At 62.3% G+C, this 16229-nt stretch carries 13 protein-coding genes and 1 pseudogene; 9 read left to right on the top strand and 5 right to left on the bottom strand.

The window, feature by feature from the left end; translation table 11 throughout:
• Positions 1-119: 119 nt before the first annotated feature.
• A complete protein-coding gene (secA, locus tag AC1RGE_RS18595; protein ID WP_011063035.1) occupies positions 120-2861 on the bottom strand; it encodes a preprotein translocase subunit SecA in 2742 nt (913 codons plus the stop codon).
• A gap of 322 nt (positions 2862-3183) precedes the next feature.
• Between secA and AC1RGE_RS18590 the strand changes: the two genes are divergently transcribed.
• Entirely contained in the window at positions 3184-3639 is a 456-nt protein-coding gene (locus AC1RGE_RS18590) for a DUF721 domain-containing protein (protein WP_011063036.1), read from the top strand.
• Between the two features lie 14 nt (positions 3640-3653).
• Here the strand turns inward: AC1RGE_RS18590 and AC1RGE_RS18585 are convergent, their stop codons facing one another.
• On the bottom strand, positions 3654-5141 hold the full coding sequence (locus AC1RGE_RS18585) for a helicase HerA-like domain-containing protein (RefSeq protein WP_072442674.1): 1488 nt from the start codon (positions 5139-5141) through the stop codon (positions 3654-3656).
• 193 nt (positions 5142-5334) lie between these two features.
• Here AC1RGE_RS18585 and AC1RGE_RS18580 point away from each other — a divergent pair.
• A pseudogene (locus AC1RGE_RS18580) lies at positions 5335-6366 on the top strand (HAMP domain-containing protein); the annotation flags it as partial.
• A 93-nt stretch (positions 6367-6459) separates the two neighbouring features.
• Positions 6460-7224 (top strand): methyl-accepting chemotaxis protein, encoded by a 765-nt coding sequence (locus AC1RGE_RS18575; RefSeq protein ID WP_370059447.1) that lies wholly within the window; start codon positions 6460-6462, stop codon positions 7222-7224.
• 40 nt (positions 7225-7264) lie between these two features.
• Here AC1RGE_RS18575 and AC1RGE_RS18570 read toward each other — a convergent pair whose 3' ends face one another.
• Entirely contained in the window at positions 7265-7447 is a 183-nt protein-coding gene (locus AC1RGE_RS18570; RefSeq protein WP_011063039.1) for a hypothetical protein, read from the bottom strand.
• Positions 7448-7515: 68 nt separating this feature from the next.
• Positions 7516-8364, bottom strand: a complete 849-nt coding sequence (gene purU / locus AC1RGE_RS18565; RefSeq protein ID WP_011063040.1) for a formyltetrahydrofolate deformylase — start codon at positions 8362-8364, stop codon at positions 7516-7518.
• A 346-nt stretch (positions 8365-8710) separates the two neighbouring features.
• Between purU and mvaT the strand changes: the two genes are divergently transcribed.
• Positions 8711-9085 (top strand): histone-like nucleoid-structuring protein MvaT, encoded by a 375-nt coding sequence (gene mvaT / locus AC1RGE_RS18560; RefSeq protein ID WP_011063041.1) that lies wholly within the window; start codon positions 8711-8713, stop codon positions 9083-9085.
• 104 nt (positions 9086-9189) lie between these two features.
• Here mvaT and sbcB read toward each other — a convergent pair whose 3' ends face one another.
• Positions 9190-10617, bottom strand: a complete 1428-nt coding sequence (gene sbcB / locus AC1RGE_RS18555; RefSeq protein WP_492584801.1) for an exodeoxyribonuclease I — start codon at positions 10615-10617, stop codon at positions 9190-9192.
• A gap of 182 nt (positions 10618-10799) precedes the next feature.
• On the opposite strand from sbcB, the gene AC1RGE_RS18550 reads away from it, so the two are divergent.
• From AC1RGE_RS18550 to AC1RGE_RS18530, 5 genes are read left to right on the top strand one after another with little or no spacing between them, the layout of a single operon-like run.
• Positions 10800-11525 (top strand): RDD family protein, encoded by a 726-nt coding sequence (locus AC1RGE_RS18550; RefSeq protein WP_041752519.1) that lies wholly within the window; start codon positions 10800-10802, stop codon positions 11523-11525.
• Positions 11522-12502 (top strand): stage II sporulation protein M, encoded by a 981-nt coding sequence (locus AC1RGE_RS18545; protein WP_011063044.1) that lies wholly within the window; start codon positions 11522-11524, stop codon positions 12500-12502. Before AC1RGE_RS18550 ends, AC1RGE_RS18545 begins: the two co-directional genes overlap by 4 nt.
• Entirely contained in the window at positions 12489-14039 is a 1551-nt protein-coding gene (locus AC1RGE_RS18540; RefSeq protein ID WP_492584799.1) for a DUF4129 domain-containing protein, read from the top strand. Before AC1RGE_RS18545 ends, AC1RGE_RS18540 begins: the two co-directional genes overlap by 14 nt.
• A complete protein-coding gene (locus tag AC1RGE_RS18535; RefSeq protein WP_011063046.1) occupies positions 14036-15199 on the top strand; it encodes a DUF4350 domain-containing protein in 1164 nt (387 codons plus the stop codon). Before AC1RGE_RS18540 ends, AC1RGE_RS18535 begins: the two co-directional genes overlap by 4 nt.
• On the top strand, positions 15196-16221 hold the full coding sequence (locus AC1RGE_RS18530; protein WP_015636785.1) for an AAA family ATPase: 1026 nt from the start codon (positions 15196-15198) through the stop codon (positions 16219-16221). The genes AC1RGE_RS18535 and AC1RGE_RS18530 overlap by 4 nt, the downstream gene beginning before the upstream one ends.
• Positions 16222-16229 lie beyond the last annotated feature (8 nt).

The following is a 16229-nucleotide window of genomic DNA, read 5'->3' as shown; positions in this document are numbered from 1 at the left end:
AATGCGCTCCTCTTATCAGGTGTCTGCACCGTCGTCTCAAAAGACGGTGCCGCAAATGGAAAAACGCCGCGACGGCTGATGCCGTCACGGCGCGGGTGTTTCAGTGTCTGGCGGGGATCTTAGTTGATCTGGCCGTGACAGTGTTTGTACTTCTTGCCCGAACCGCAGTAGCACAGTTCATTGCGGCCAAGCTTCTGCTCGTTGCGCACTGGCGCGGTGGCCAGGGCCACATCGACCTCGACGCCCTCTTCCAGGGCTTCCGGCTGATCCAGCCCCGGTGCCTCGGCGTGTTCGAACTGCATGCGCTGGGCCAGAGCCTCGGCTTCCTGACGCAGGCGAGCCTCTTCCTCGGCCGGGTCTTCGCGACGCACCTGGACGTGGGACAGCACGCGGATCGAGTCGCGCTTGATGGAGTCGAGCAACTCGGAGAACAGGGTGAAGGATTCGCGCTTGTACTCCTGCTTCGGGTTCTTCTGCGCGTAACCACGCAGGTGAATACCGTGACGCAGGTGGTCCATGGTCGACAGGTGGTCTTTCCACAGGTCGTCCAGTACCCGCAGAACAATCTGCTTCTCGAAAGTGCGCAGGGCTTCGGCACCGGCCTGGTCTTCTTTCTCGTTGTACGCGGCGATCAGCTCGTTGAGCAGCTTCTCGCGCAGGGTTTCCTCGTACAGGTGATCGTCTTCGTCGAGCCATTGCTGGATCGGCAGGCTGACACCGAAGCCGCTCTGGATGGCTTCTTCCAGGCCTGCCACGTCCCACTGCTCAGGCAGCGATTGCGGCGGGATGTGGGCGCTGACGGTAGCGTTGAGCACGTCCTGGCGGAAGTCGGCGATGGTTTCGCCAATGTTGTCCGCGGCCAACAAGGTGTTGCGCATGTGATAGATCACTTTACGCTGCTCGTTGTTGACGTCGTCGAACTCCAGCAACTGCTTGCGGATGTCGAAGTTGCGGCCTTCGACCTTGCGCTGGGCCTTCTCGATGGCGTTGGTCACCATGCGGTGCTCGATCGCCTCGCCGGACTGCATGCCCAGGGCCTTCATGAAGTTCTTCACCCGGTCAGAGGCGAAGATACGCATCAGGCTGTCTTCCAGGGACAGGTAGAAGCGGCTGGAACCGGCGTCGCCCTGGCGGCCGGCACGGCCACGCAGCTGGTTGTCGATACGACGGGACTCATGGCGCTCGGAAGCGATCACCTGCAGGCCACCGGACTCCAGCACTTGCTGGTGACGCTTCTGCCAGTCGGCCTTGATCTGGGCGATCTGCTCCGGAGTCGGGTTCTCCAGGGAAGCCACTTCCACTTCCCAGTTGCCGCCCAACAGGATGTCGGTACCACGACCGGCCATGTTGGTGGCGATGGTCAGGGCGCCCGGGCGACCGGCCTGGGCAATGATTTCCGCTTCCTTTTCGTGGAACTTGGCATTCAGGACCTTGTGCTCGATGCCTTCCTTGTTGAGCAGGTTGGACATGTGCTCGGACGTTTCGATGGTCGCGGTGCCTACCAGCACCGGACGGCCCTGGGTCATGCATTCCTTGATGTCGTTGATGATCGCGGCGTATTTCTCGTCCGCGGTCAGGAACACCAGGTCGTTGTAGTCCTTACGGGCCAGCGGCTTGTTCGGCGGAATCACCATCACCTGCAGACCGTAGATCTGATGGAACTCGAAGGCTTCGGTGTCGGCGGTGCCGGTCATGCCGGACAGCTTGGTGTACAGACGGAAGTAGTTCTGGAAGGTGGTCGAGGCCAGGGTCTGGCTCTCGGCCTGGATATTGAGGTTTTCCTTGGCTTCGATGGCCTGGTGCAGGCCTTCGGACAAGCGGCGACCGGGCATGGTACGACCGGTGTGTTCGTCCACCAGGACCACCTGCCCATCCTGGACGATGTATTCAACGTTGCGGTTGAACAGCTTGTGCGCACGCAGGCCGGCGTAAACGTGGGTCAACAGGCCCAGGTTGTGCGCCGAGTACAGGCTTTCGCCTTCAGCCAGCAGGCCGACCTGGGTCAGCATTTCTTCGATGAACTGGTGACCGGCTTCGTTGAGCTCGACCTGGCGGGTCTTCTCGTCGACAGTGAAGTGACCGGCCTTGGTGACCTGGCCTTCCACTTCCTCGATGTGCTGTTCCAGGCGCGGGATCAGCTTGTTGATCTCGGTGTACAGGCGGGAGCTGTCCTCAGCCTGGCCGGAAATGATCAACGGAGTACGGGCTTCGTCGATGAGGATCGAGTCGACTTCGTCGATCACGGCAAAATTGAGCTCGCGCTGGAACTTGTCTTCCATGCTGAAAGCCATGTTGTCGCGCAGGTAGTCGAAACCGAATTCGTTGTTGGTGCCGTAGGTGATGTCGGCGGCGTAGGCAGCACGTTTCTCTTCAGGCGGCTGGAACGGCGTGACCACGCCGACGCTCAGGCCGAGGAATTCGTACAGCGGGCGCATCCAGTTGGCGTCGCGGCGAGCCAGGTAGTCGTTCACGGTCACCACGTGCACGCCCTTGCCGGACAGCGCGTTGAGGTACACACCCAGGGTCGCTACCAGGGTCTTGCCCTCACCGGTGCGCATCTCGGCGATCTTGCCTTCATGCAAGGTCATGCCGCCGATCAGCTGCACATCGAAGTGGCGCATTCCCATGATCCGCTTACCGGCTTCACGGGCGACCGCGAAGGCTTCGGGAAGCAGTTTGTCGAGGGTTTCACCCTTGGCGATACGGGCCTTGAACTCGGCAGTCTTGGCACGCAATTGATCGTCCGAAAGGGCCACCATTTGCTCTTCGAAGGCATTGACGATCTGTACCGTCTTGAGCATGCGTTTGACTTCACGCTCGTTCTTGCTTCCAAAAAGTTTCTTTAACAAAGGCGCAAACATATCGGCAGGATCTTCCACACATAGGGTTGGAGGGCGGCCCCGTGAGTCGCCCGAGCAGCCCTCATGGCCGCATGCGAACGAGCATTCTACCCGGAAACGATGGTGAGGAAAGTGGCGTTATTCCACGATGCTGGCACAGCGCTGTGACGGGGCTCACCTAAAATAAGGGCTTTTCGCTGAACTTCAAGCCCATTGACCACAGAAGTTAATGATTACGATCAGCAAAGAACCAGAAATTGATCAAAGTACGAACAAGCGATGGCGCCGGCGTGGCGGGCGCTTTCTGCTACCATGGCGCCTCTGTAACTTCAGGTTTCTGATCATGGCATTTCGCCCCCTTACGGCACGCGCTCCCGCCGTTCTTCTTCGCGAAGCCAAGCCTCTGAAAGCCATACTCGGCCACGCCCAGCGCCTGGCGCATCTGCAGCGCCTGCTGGAAAGCCAGCTGCAGCCGGCCGCTCGCGAACATTGCCACGTTGCTTCCTGGCGTGAAGGCAGCCTGCTGCTGATCGTCACCGACGGGCACTGGGCAACGCGCCTGCGCTATCAGCAAAAGCGCCTGCAACGTCAATTGCTGGAGTTCAACGAGTTCAGCAACCTGACGCGCATCCTGTTCAAGGTCCAGCCGCCGACGGTCCAGCAAGGGGCCGCGGGACACACCATGGACCTGTCGAACAACGCCGCTGAAACCATCCAGGCCACCGCAGAGGGCATCACCGACCCCAACCTGCGCGCAGCCCTGGAGCGCCTGGCCAGCCACGCCAAACCGCGGGGCTGACTCAAGCCTGTACTTCAGCGTCGCTTGCTGCCGCCGAGCAGGGAACCCATCAAGCCCCGCACCAGTTGCCGTCCCAATTGATTAGCCGCCTGGCGCATGGCCGACTTCAATGCCTGCCCGGCAGCCGTGCCAAGTAACTCACCCGCCCGGTCGGCCAGGCTGGGCTCTTCAGCCGCTGCTTTGCCAGAAGGCTGCTGATCCTGCGGTGCCAACTCCTTGCGCCCCAGCAACACTTCATAGGCTGATTCGCGGTCGATCGGTTTGTCATAGCGCCCCAGCAGCGGCGAACTGGCGATCAGGGCCTGGCGCTCGGCCTCGGTCAGCGGCCCGATCCGCGACTGCGGCGGCGCCACCAGTACCCGCTGGACCATTTCTGGCGTGCCCTTGTCCTGCAAGGTGCCCACCAGCGCTTCGCCGATGCCCAGCTCGGTCAGTACCGCCAGCGCATCGAAGGCGGGGTTGGGACGGAAACCATCCGCCACGGCGCGCAGGGACTTCTGTTCCTTGGCAGTAAAGGCCCGCAAGCCATGCTGGATACGCAATCCCAATTGAGCCAGGACATTGTCCGGCAGGTCCCCGGGCGACTGGGTAACGAAATACACCCCCACACCTTTGGAGCGAATCAGCCGCACCACCTGCTCCAGCCGGTCCTGCAAGGCCTTGGGAGTACCGGCGAACAGCAGGTGCGCTTCGTCGAAGAACAGCGCCAGCAGCGGCTTGTCCGCATCGCCCCGCTCCGGCAGTTGCTCGAACAGCTCGGCCAGCAGCCATAAAAGGAAGGTCGCATAGACTTTCGGCGCCTCATGCACCAGGCGGCTGGCATCGAGCAGATGAATCCGCCCGCGACCATCGGCGGCCGGCTGCAGAATGTCCTCCAGCTGCAACGCCGGCTCACCGAACAGTGCTTCGGCGCCCTGCTGCTCCAGGGTCGCCAGGCGCCGCAACAGCGCCTGGCTGGAGCCGGTAGTCATCAACGCAGCATCGTCCCCGAGCAGCTGCGGGTTGTCCTTGAGGTGGTTGAGCAACGCCTTGAGGTCCTTCAGGTCGAGCAGCAACAGGCCTTCGCGATCAGCCACCTTGAACGCCGCATAGAGCGCCGACTGCTGGCTGTCGGTGAGTTCCAGCAAACTGCCCAGCAGCAGCGGGCCCATTTCGCTCAGGGTGGTGCGCAGAGGATGACCGCTTTGCCCATGGATATCCCACAGGGTCACCGGATAGGCCTGTGGTTGATGCTTGAGCCAGGGCATGCCGGCGATCCGCTCGGCAACCTTGCCCTGGGGGTTGCCCGCAGCACCCAGCCCACAGAGGTCGCCTTTGATGTCTGCGGCAAATACCGCCACCCCGGCATCACTGAAGGCTTCTGCCAGGCGCTGCAGGGTGACGGTCTTGCCGGTGCCCGTGGCGCCCGCCACCAGACCGTGGCGGTTGGCCAGGCGCATGGCCTGGGCGATCGGCAGGCCATCGAGGCCGGCACCGATTACGAGTTGCGATGAGTCAGGCATTTTGTCACCCCTGGTTAATCTTTGGCCTTACACGGTCGATATGAATAAATGATGGATCAGAAGTATCTGAAATAAAGGTCAGGTAATTCCCGTGGGATAGATGGAGATATCAGCTTACTTATAACACCGCCCTTCTGTGCGTTTTTCCAACCCGATGCCCTGGACTCAAAGACCTTAGCGGACACCCCAAGCCATGAACAAAAATCTGCGCTTCAGCCACAAGATCCTGCTTGCCGCCTCGCTGATCGTCATAGCTGCATTTGCACTATTCACGCTCTACAACGATTACCTGCAACGCAACGCCATTCGTGATGATCTGGACAACTATCTTCAGGAAATGGGCGACGTCACGGCAAAAAATATTCAGACCTGGCTCGCCGGTCGCGCCCTGCTGATCGAGAACATCTCCCAGTCGGTGGCCCTCAACACGGACCCTGCGAATGTCAGCAACCTGCTGGAACAGAAATCCGTCAGCTCGACCTTCATGGGGGCCTACCTGGGCAACAATGACGGCACCTTCATCATCCGTCCCAACAGCAAGATGCCGGATGGCTACGATCCTCGCGCCCGCCCCTGGTACAAGAGTGCCGAAAACAGCAGCGGCTCGGCCCTGACCGAACCCTATATCGACCTGGCGTCCGGCCAGTTGGTGATATCCATCGTCGACAGCGTGATCAAGGCCGGCCAGAGGATCGGTGTGGTCGGCGGCGACCTGAGCCTGCAAGTAATCACCGACAGCATCAATGCCCTGGACTTCGACGGCATGGGCTACGCCTTCCTGATCAGCGCCGACGGCAAGATCCTGGTACACCCGGACAAGAACCTGGTGATGAAGACCCTCAAGGACGTCTACCCCCAGGACACCCCCAAGATCAGCAGTGAACTCAGCGAGATCACTGTCGATGGCAAGCCGCGTATTGTCACCTTCACCCAGATCAAGGGCCTGTCCTCGGTGAACTGGTACATCGGCCTGTCCGTGGACAAGGACAAGGCTTTCGCCATGCTCAGCGAGTTCCGCACCTCGGCGATCATCGCCACCCTGACGGCCGTGGCCCTGACCATTGCCCTGCTGGGCCTGCTGATCCGCCTGCTGATGCAGCCGCTGCACGTGATGACCCGCGCCATGCAGGACATCGCCGATGGCGAAGGCGACCTGACTCGACGCCTGAACATCCATAACCAGGACGAGTTCGGTATCCTCGGCACCGCCTTCAACCGTTTCGTCGAACGCATCCACGGCTCGATCCGCGAAGTGTCCTCGGCCACCGAGCACGTCAACGAAGTCGCCCTGCGCGTGGTCAGCGCCTCCAACTCGTCGATGCTCAACTCCGACGAGCAGGCCAGCCGCACCAACAGCGTGGCCGCCGCCATCAATCAGCTCGGGGCCGCCGCCCAGGAAATCGCCCGCAATGCCGCCCAGGCTTCGCAACAGGCCAGCGATGCGCGCAACCTCGCCGAAGACGGCCAGCAAGTGGTGGATCGCAGCATCCAGGCGATGAACCAACTGTCGGACATGATCAGCGCCTCCAGCAGCAACATCGAAACCCTCAACAGCAAGACCGTGAACATCGGGCAGATCCTCGAAGTGATCACCAGCATTTCCCAGCAGACCAACCTGCTGGCCCTCAACGCGGCCATCGAAGCGGCCCGGGCCGGCGAGGCAGGACGCGGCTTTGCCGTGGTTGCCGATGAAGTGCGCAACCTGGCGCACCGCACCCAGGAGTCGGCGCAGCAAGTGCAGGGCATGATCGAGGAGCTGCAAGTGGGCGCCCGCGAATCGGTGAGCACCATGAGCAACAGCCAGCGCCACAGCCAGGACAGCGTGGAAATCGCCAACCAGGCCGGGGAACGACTCAACAGCGTGACCCAGCGCATAGGCGAGATTGACGGCATGAACCAGTCGGTGGCCACGGCGACCGAAGAGCAGACCTCGGTGGTGGAGTCCATCAATATGGACATTACCGAGATCAATACGCTGAATCAGGAAGGCGTGGAAAACCTCCAGGCTACCTTGCGGGCCTGCTCCGATCTGGAGCAGCAGGCAGCACGCTTGAAGCAACTGGTGGGCAGTTTCAGGATCTGAAAGCGCCCAACGCCCTGTCGCCGGCTAGCCGGCGGCAGGCTCAAGCAGGCTTGGGCCGGGATGGCGCCTGGGGTTCCTGCTGCAATTGCTCCCACAACTGCGCGGCATCGGGAAAATCGGTGCCGTCGTCAGGGCTCAACTCATCGGGGTCATAACGGCTCAGGCAACCTTCGCCGAGGGTGGCGGGTGCCTTGGACGTGGCTTTATCCAGTGGATCGGTCATCGGGCTGACCTCGTGATGTGCAAAACCAGGAGCGGGGTATTGAACCCCCGCGCCTGGTTTTTTTTCAATCAGAACACCACAGTCTTGTTGCCGTGCACCAGCACGCGGTCTTCCAGGTGATAGCGCAGGCCGCGGGCCAGGACCATTTTCTCCACGTCACGACCGAAACGCACCATGTCCTCGATGCTGTCGCTGTGGCTGACCCGCACCACGTCCTGCTCGATGATAGGACCGGCGTCCAGTTCCTCGGTGACGTAGTGGCAGGTTGCGCCGATCAGCTTCACACCGCGCAGCGAGGCCTGATGGTAAGGCTTGGCACCGACAAAGGATGGCAGGAAGCTGTGGTGGATGTTGATCACCTTGTGCGCGTACTCGCTGCACAGCTCCGGCGGCAGGATCTGCATGTAGCGCGCCAGCACCACCACTTCGGCGTCGTGCTGCTTGACCAGGCGCGACACCTCGGCGAAGGCCGGCTCCTTGTCCTGCGGGTTGACCGGCACGTGGTAATAAGGAATGCCGTGCCACTCGACCATGCTGCGCAGATCATCGTGGTTGGAAATCACACAGGCGATCTGGCAATCCAGCTCATCGCTGTGCCAGCGGTGCAGCAAGTCGGCCAGGCAGTGGGATTCGCGGCTGGCCATCAGTACCACGCGCTTTTTCTCGGCGGTATCGGTAATGCGCCAGTCCATCGAGAACTCTTCGGCGATCGGCGCAAAGGCCTCGCGAAAAGCCTCCAGGCCAAAGGGCAGTGAATCGGCACGAATCTCGTGGCGCATGAAAAACCAGCCACTGAGATTGTCCGAGTGGTGGCTCGCTTCGGTGATCCAACCGTTGTGGGAGGCTAGAAAGTTACTGACTTTGGCAACGATGCCAACGCGGTCAGGGCAAGAAATCACCAACCGAAAGGTGCGCATGGGGGGGAAACTCCAGAACTTCGCAAAGGTCGCCATTCTAGCGATTGCGCGACAAAACTGCAGTATTCATTGCATCCAGCGCCCCGGGTAGATCACCAAGGGCCGCTCCGGCCCGGCTTAGCGGCCGCTACTCCAGGCGCCGTAATGGCACTTGTAAATAGTGCTCAACTAGTTTGTGAATAACCGGCCCGAATGCATCAACCTATTAAATAGCGAAATGTCTTTTACGCCTAAACACACTAAGAGAGACGAATAAAACAGCGGTATTATGTTTACTTGCTCAAACTCCCTGACTATTATTGCGACACTGTCACCCAGCCACTCAGCGCTCAATAAGGTAGTCCTCATGTCCCTGATCAACGAATACCGTGCCACTGAAGAAGCCATCAAAGAACTGCAAGCGCGTTTGAAGAACCTGTCCCAAGACGACAAACTGAAAGCCGAACTCGAGTTCGAAGGCAAACTGCGCAGCCTGATGGGCGAGTACTCCAAATCCCTGCGCGACATCATCGCCCTGCTGGATCCGGACTCGAAAGTTAAAGCACCTCGCGCCGCGGTTAAAACCACCGGCACCAAGCGCGCCCGTAAAGTTAAACAGTACAAGAACCCGCACAACGGCGAAGTCATCGAAACCAAAGGTGGCAACCACAAGACTCTGAAAGAGTGGAAAGCCAAGTGGGGCGGCGACGTGGTAGAAGGCTGGGCCACCCTGCTGGGCTAAGCCTCTCCGTTGAGCGCCCGGGCTTTGCAGCCCTACAGAGAAAACGCCAGCATGCTGGCGTTTTTTTATGCCCTGGCAACCCGCTCAAGGAGCGGGGCCGCTGCTCAAAGAGCCAGGCGCCTCGTCAGGGCCTGCACATAGTCCTGCCATTGATCCAGAACCTGACGCTGCATCGGGTCCGCACTTAACAACGATTGCTCAAGCCCTTGCCGGAAACTTTCCAGGGTATTGGGAGCACCGAGTCGCGGATCTAGCAAACGCTGCTGACAAAAAACCAGCCAACGTTCTTGCTCGGCTTTGTTCAATGTTTCTGGAAAGTTGCGGGCACGGTAGCGAAAGAGTAATTCCGGCAAGCGCTCATCATCGAATGGCCATTGTTGCTGGGCCAAGTGCAACGGGTCAGCCTCACGTACTTGCTCACACAAACGCCGGTCACGGTCACCAATAAAACCGTCGTACAACTGTTGCTCCGGGTCATCGCTTGCGGCAAATTCATCCGGCCCATAAATCACCGAAAGTTTATCCCGCCAAACTTCTTGAGCTTCGCTCAAGGCCACAGCCCGACGCTGATATAGCTCCATGTCCAAGTGCAGCCGCTGTTGATCTTCACTGCGCAGAACACTCAATGGCGCCACGACCGGGCAGCGATTGATATGGATGAGTTTCAACGGCACCGGCAACTCGCCTTCGAGCAGATCTTCCCGGCGCGTGTACAAACGCTGGCGCAGGGTTTCGGCGTCCAACTCCAACAGCCCCTGAGGGTCCAGGTGCAGGTCGCAGACAATCAAGGCATTGCGATTGCGTGGATGCCAGGCCAGGGGCAGGACCACGCCGATGTAGTGGCGCGCCGCAGAAAAGCGCCCGGAGATGTGCACCATGGGTTGCAACAGGCGGACCTGATCCATCACCCGCTGCTTGCTGCGCAACTGGAACAGCCAGTCATAGAGTCTGGGCTGTTTGTCGCGAACCAATCGCGCCAGGGCGATGGTCGCCCGGACATCGGACAGCGCGTCATGGGCCTGGCCGTGATCGATGCCATTGGCTGCGGTCAGGCGCTCCAACTTGAGGCTTACCTGCCCCTGCTCCTCGGGCCAGACGATCCCCTGGGGGCGCAGCGCATAAGCCGTGCGCACCACGTCGATCAGGTCCCAACGGCTGTTGCCGCCCTGCCACTCCCGGGCGTAGGGGTCGAAGAAATTGCGGTACAGGCTGTAGCGGGTCATCTCATCGTCGAAACGCAGGGTGTTGTAGCCCACGCCGCAGGTCCCGGGGCGCGCCAGTTGCTCGTGCACCCGGGTCATGAAATCCGCCTCCCCCAGGCCTTGTTCGGCCAGACGGCCAGGGGTGATGCCAGTGATCATGCAAGCCATCGGATGGGGCAGGATATCGTCGCTGGGCTGGCAGTAGAGGTTGACCGGCTCGTCGATCTCGTTGAGTGCCAGGTCGGTGCGGATACCGGCCACTTGCAACGGGCGATCACAACGCGGATTGATGCCGGTGGTTTCGTAGTCGTACCAAAAGAGGGAAGTCACGGCCTGTTCCTGAACTGAAAGACCGCCGCAGTCTAGGCGTTCAGGCGCCGTCAGGGCCAGCCGCACGAACCGGGGCGAAGGCATTGGACTTGGCGAATTCGTAGTTAATGATGTCGTTTGCCCCTCAGACACTGCTAGCATCGGCGCTGGATTTTTTACCAGACCAAGCCGATAAGTTACCCATGCTTGAGACGACAGCAACGCCAAGGAACGCATCGCTGCACCCGCCACTGGATACGCGCTACCAGGTCGAAACCCCCGAGGGCATCGACCTGCCGCTGCGGCCTGCGGGGTTGCTGGTGCGCACCCTGGCCTTCAGTCTCGACCTGGGCATCCGCGGGCTGGTGCTGGGCCTGCTGTTCATCATCCTGGGCTTTTTCGACGAAGTCGGCGTCGGCCTCGGCTCCATCCTGCTGTTCCTCATCAGTTGGTGGTACATGGTGCTGTTCGAGGTGCTGAACCAGGGTCGCTCCCCCGGCAAGCAACTGATGGGGCTGCGAGTGGTGCAGGACGACGGCACCCCGATTGGCTGGAGTGCCTCCCTGACCCGCAACCTGCTGCGCTTCGCCGACATGCTGCCTTTCGGCTATTTCCTCGGCGCCATCAGTTGCCTGCAGCACCCGACCTTCAAACGCCTCGGCGATCTGGCCGCCGGCACCCTGGTGATCTACCGCGAGCAGCCGGTCAAACGCCCCGAACTGCCGCCAGCCGTCCCCCGCAGCGCGCCCTTCGCCCTGAGCCTGAATGAGCAACGGGCGATCCTCGGCTTTGCCGAGCGCCAGGGCCAGCTGTCGGCCGAACGTACCCGGGAACTGGCCGGCATCCTCGCACAACCGCTGCATGTACCCAGTGCCCAGGCCACGGCCGAACTCAATGGCATTGCCCGCGGCTTCCTGGGAACCCCATGAAACAAAGCCTTTTCGAACACCGCCACCAGGCGCAATGGCAGCAGTTCGAGCAATTGCTCGAGCGTCTGGAACATGGCCGGGCCAAAGCCGAGGAATGCCAGAGCTTCGTCCAGGACTACCGGCGCCTGTGCCAGCATCTGGCCCTGGCCGAAGAACGCGGCTACAGCAGCTACCTGATCGATCCGCTGCAACAACTGGCCCTGCGCGGCCACCAGCAGCTGTACCGACAGCGCAGCGCCTTCGGGGCCAATCTGTTGAGTTTCGTGCTGGCCGGTTTCCCCCGCCTGGTGCGTCAGGAGTGGCGCCTGGTGCTGCTGGCCAGCCTGCTGTTCTTCGGCAGCCTGCTGGCCATCGGGGTGCTGGTGTACCTGTTTCCCGATCTGATCTACAGCCTGGTGAGCCCGCAGCAAGTCAGCGAGATGCAGGGCATGTACGACCCTACCGCCGGGCGCCTGGGGCGGGCCGCCGAACGGGCCTCGAGCGAAGACTGGGTGATGTTCGGCTACTACATCATGCACAACATCGGGATCGCCTTTCAGACCTTTGCCAGCGGCCTGCTGTTCGGCGTGGGCAGTGTGTTCTTCCTGTTTTTCAACGGCCTGATGATCGGCGCCATTGCCGGCCACCTGACCCAGATCGGCTTCGGCCAGACCTTCTGGCCGTTCGTGATCGGCCACGGCGCCTTTGAACTCAGCGCCATTGCCCTGTCTGGCGCCGCCGGGCTGAAGCTTGGCTGGGCCTTGATCGCGCCGGGCCGCCTGACCCGCGGCGAAGCCCTGCTGCAAGCCGCGCGCGTCAGCGTGCAACTGATCTACGGCGTCATCGGCTTCTTGCTGATCGCCGCCTTTGTCGAAGCCTACTGGTCCTCCATGACCTGGCCGGCCGCCTGGGTCAAATACAGCGTCGGCAGTGCCCTTTGGGGCCTGGTGGCGGCCTACCTGACCCTGGCCGGACGTGAATCCCATGCGCCTGAGTGATGCCAGCGTGGTGATCCGCCCCCGCAGCGCCTGGGAGGCCATGGACCTGGGCGTGCTACTGAGCCAGCGTCATCGGCGCTTGCTGATGACCAGTTGGGCCATCGTCAGCCTGCCAGTGTTCGCCCTGCTGAGCCTACTGCTCTGGGAATCGCCGTCGCTGGCGATCCTGCTGTTCTGGTGGCTGAAGCCGGCCTTCGAACGCCTGCCGCTGTTTATTCTGTCTAAAGCCCTGTTCGGCGAAACACCCAGCCTGGGGCAAGCGCTGAAACAATGGCCTCGCCTGCTCAAGCCGCAACTGCTGGCCAGCCTGACCTGGCGCCGCTTCAGCATGAGCCGCAGCTTCACCCTGCCGGTGGTACAACTTGAAGGCCTGAGCGCCGACGCCCGGCAACAACGCCTGGCGGTGCTGCTACAGAAAAATGCCGGGGCCGCGCGCTGGCTGACCCTGATTGGCATGCACCTGGAAGGCGCCCTGTGGATTGGCCTGATGGTGCTGTTCTACCTGCTGCTGCCACAACAGGTCGAAGTGGACTGGAGCTGGCAGAGCCTGATGATCGCCGCCCAACAGGACTGGCTATGGCTGGAACACCTGACCAACGTCTTCTACGCCCTGGTCCTGGTGATCTGGGAGCCGATCTACGTGGCCTGCGGTTTCAGCCTGTACCTGAACCGACGCACCGAGCTGGAGGCCTGGGACATCGAGCTGGTATTCCGTCGCCTGCGCCAGCGCCTGACCGGTGCCAGCACGCTGCTCTTGCTCGCCGGCCTGCTGTTCCTGGCACCGCCCCAACCGCTCTGGGCCGCCGCCCCCAGCAGTTCCGCGGCCGGCCCCGAGACCCCGCGGCTGCTGCAGCAACCGCTGACCAGCAAGGCCTCCAGGAACAGCATCCAGGCCATCCTGGACAAGCCCCCCTTCAAGAACCAGGAGTCGGTCACTCGCTACCGTTTCGGTGACGAGCAAGCCCAGAAGAAGGACGCCAAGGGCAAGCCTCCAGGCTGGCTCAAGAACCTGCTGGAAAGCCTCGGCAAGGACAGTTTCGGCGGGGTCGCCAAGGGCCTGGAGATTCTGCTCTGGGGGTTGCTGCTGGCGGCTCTGGGCTGGCTGATCTGGCGCTACCGCGATTGGCTGCAGGCCTTCGTCAGCCGTCGTCCGCTGCCGCGCAAGAAACGCCCCGCGGCCATGCCCCAGCAGTTGTTCGGCCTGGAAGTCAGCAGCGAAACCCTGCCCGCCGATGTCGCCGCCCGCGCCGCTGAACTCTGGGCCAGCCAGCCCCGGGAAGCCCTGGGCCTGCTGTACCGGGCGCTGCTCAGTCGCTTGCTGGAAGACTTCCACCTGCCCCTCAGCGTGGCCGATACCGAAGGCCAGGTGCTGGAGCGCATCAAGGCGCTGCAGCAGCCACAATTGGAGGCTTTCAGCATCAGCCTGACCCGCCACTGGCAGAACATGGCGTACGGTCATCAGGTACCCGGCGCCGACCTGCAACCACAACTGTGCGGCGCCTGGCGCAGCCTGTTCGGCCCCGGAGCACAGCCATGAAGCGCTACCTGTGGGGCGGCCTGGTCCTGCTCCTGGCTCTGGTCCTCGGGGCCGGCGGCTATTACCTGTATCGCCATGCCACGCCCTATCAGGAACTGGTCGATCACGGCCCCTCCCCCGAGGCCCGGGCCAACCCCTACCTGGCGGCCGAGATGTTCCTGCGCGAACGGGGCCTCAAGGTGCAACACGCCAATAGCCTGGACGTCCTGGCCAGCTTGCCCCCGGCCGGCAACAGCCTGTTGCTGCTGGGGGAGCGCTCGAACATGAGCCCGCCCCAGGTCGACCAGCTCCTGGAGTGGGCCCGCGCCGGCGGCCGCCTGCTCTTCGTCGCCGAGGCCCTGTGGGACGAGGACAGCCAGAAGAGCGGCGACCTGCTGCTGGACCGGGTGCAGATCCACCAGCAGCTCAGCCAGGACCTTGACGAGCCACCGGAGCCGGAAGCCGACGATGCCTATCCGAAGCTGACCAAGGTCTACCTGGAAGACGAACAGGCTCCGGCCTACATCAGTTTCGACACCGACTTCCACCTGGACGACCCGCAAAGCCTGGCGCAATCCTGGGCCAACAGCGGCGTGGCGACCCACATGATCCAGCTTGAATACGGCAAGGGCGCGGTCATCGTGCTCACCGATGCCGATATCTGGAAAGCCCCGGCCATCGGCCTGTACGACAACGCCTGGCTGCTGTGGTACCTCAATACCGATAGCGCCGTGACGCTGCTGTTCAATACCGATCACCCGGACCTCTGGCAGTTGCTCTGGCGCTATTTCCCCCAGGCGCTGGTAGCCCTGGCCCTGCTGCTCGGCCTGTGGCTCTGGCAGGCCGGCGTGCGCCACGGGCCGTTGCTGGCTCCGGCCCCCAAGGCGCGGCGCCAACTGCGTGAACACCTGCGGGCCAGTGCCGACTTCCTGCTGCGCCATGCTGGCCAGGGTGCGTTGCTGCAGGCCCTGCAACTGGATATCCGGCGCCGTGCACGGCGCCGCCACCCGGGCTTCGAGCAATTGCCGGCCGAGGCCCAGTGGGACGTGCTGGCCCTGCTCAGCCAACAACCTGTCGAGGCCATTCGACAGGCCCTGCAACCCTTGTCCGGACAGCGCCTTTCCAGCGTTGATTTCAGCCACCAGGTCGCCCGCCTGCAAACTCTCAGGAATGCCCTATGAGCGAACAACCGATCGAATTCCCCGAGCCTTCCGAGGCCCCACAGCCTCAGGTCCATGCTGCCCAGCAGCGCCAGCGGGCCAGCCAGCTGGCTCAGGCGGTGCGCCTGGAACTGCAGAAGGCGGTGATCGGCCAGGAAGCGGTCATCGATGATGTGCTGACCGCCCTGATCGCTGGCGGCCATGTGCTGCTCGAAGGCGTACCCGGGCTCGGCAAGACCCTGCTGGTACGAGCCCTGGCCCGCTGCTTTGGCGGCGAGTTCGCGCGCATCCAGTTCACCCCCGACCTGATGCCCAGCGACGTCACCGGGCATGCGGTATACGACCTGCAGACCGAGCAGTTCAAGCTGCGCAAGGGCCCGCTGTTCACCAACCTGCTGCTGGCGGACGAGATCAACCGCGCGCCGGCCAAGACCCAGGCCGCCCTGCTGGAAGCCATGCAGGAACGTCAGGTCACCCTCGAAGGCCGAGCGCTGCCCATCGCCCAGCCGTTCATGGTCCTGGCTACCCAGAACCCCATCGAACAGGAAGGCACCTACCCGCTGCCGGAGGCCGAGCTGGATCGCTTCATGCTCAAGCTGCGCATGGACTACCCGGATGCCGAACAAGAACTGACCATGGTCCGCCAGGTGACGCGCTCGACCCGCGCCGACATGCTCGATGTACAGCCTCTGCGCACCGTACTCCAGGCCAAGGACGTACTGGCCCTGCAGCGCATCGCCAGCGAACTGCCCCTGGACGAGCAGGTGCTCGATTATGCCGTGCGCCTGGCCCGGGCCACCCGCAGCTGGCCAGGCCTGACCCTGGGCGCCGGCCCCCGCGCCTCCATTGCCCTGGTGCGCGGCGCTCGTGCCCGAGCCCTGCTGCGTGGCGGCGAATTCGTGATTCCCGATGACATCAAGGGCTGCGCCATGGCCGTGCTGCGGCATCGAGTACGGGTCGCCCCGGAGCTGGACATCGAAGGCCTGTCGGTGGAACAGGTGCTCAAGCAGATGCTCGAACAGATTCCGGCACCGCGCCTGTGAGCCGCCCA

The sequence above is a fragment of the Pseudomonas sp. GW823-FHT02C05 genome, assembly GCF_058797595.1.
Note: the sequence above shows the minus strand (reverse complement) of the source record. Positions and strands in the feature narration are given on the sequence as shown.

Bases quoted from the DNA above. Each gene is read 5' to 3' on its own strand.
- purU (WP_011063040.1), bottom strand. From the start codon at position 8,364: ATGCGCACCTTTCGGTTGGTGATTTCTTGCCCTGACCGCGTTGGCATC.
- AC1RGE_RS18535 (WP_011063046.1), top strand. From the start codon at position 14,036: ATGAAGCGCTACCTGTGGGGCGGCCTGGTCCTGCTCCTGGCTCTGGTC.
- AC1RGE_RS18530 (WP_015636785.1), top strand. From the start codon at position 15,196: ATGAGCGAACAACCGATCGAATTCCCCGAGCCTTCCGAGGCCCCACAG.
- secA (WP_011063035.1), bottom strand. From the start codon at position 2,861: ATGTTTGCGCCTTTGTTAAAGAAACTTTTTGGAAGCAAGAACGAGCGT.
- AC1RGE_RS18585 (WP_072442674.1), bottom strand. From the start codon at position 5,141: ATGCCTGACTCATCGCAACTCGTAATCGGTGCCGGCCTCGATGGCCTG.
- AC1RGE_RS18575 (WP_370059447.1), top strand. From the start codon at position 6,460: ATGCTCAACTCCGACGAGCAGGCCAGCCGCACCAACAGCGTGGCCGCC.
- AC1RGE_RS18545 (WP_011063044.1), top strand. From the start codon at position 11,522: ATGAAACAAAGCCTTTTCGAACACCGCCACCAGGCGCAATGGCAGCAG.
- AC1RGE_RS18540 (WP_492584799.1), top strand. From the start codon at position 12,489: ATGCGCCTGAGTGATGCCAGCGTGGTGATCCGCCCCCGCAGCGCCTGG.
- AC1RGE_RS18550 (WP_041752519.1), top strand. From the start codon at position 10,800: ATGCTTGAGACGACAGCAACGCCAAGGAACGCATCGCTGCACCCGCCA.
- AC1RGE_RS18590 (WP_011063036.1), top strand. From the start codon at position 3,184: ATGGCATTTCGCCCCCTTACGGCACGCGCTCCCGCCGTTCTTCTTCGC.
- AC1RGE_RS18570 (WP_011063039.1), bottom strand. From the start codon at position 7,447: ATGACCGATCCACTGGATAAAGCCACGTCCAAGGCACCCGCCACCCTC.
- mvaT (WP_011063041.1), top strand. From the start codon at position 8,711: ATGTCCCTGATCAACGAATACCGTGCCACTGAAGAAGCCATCAAAGAA.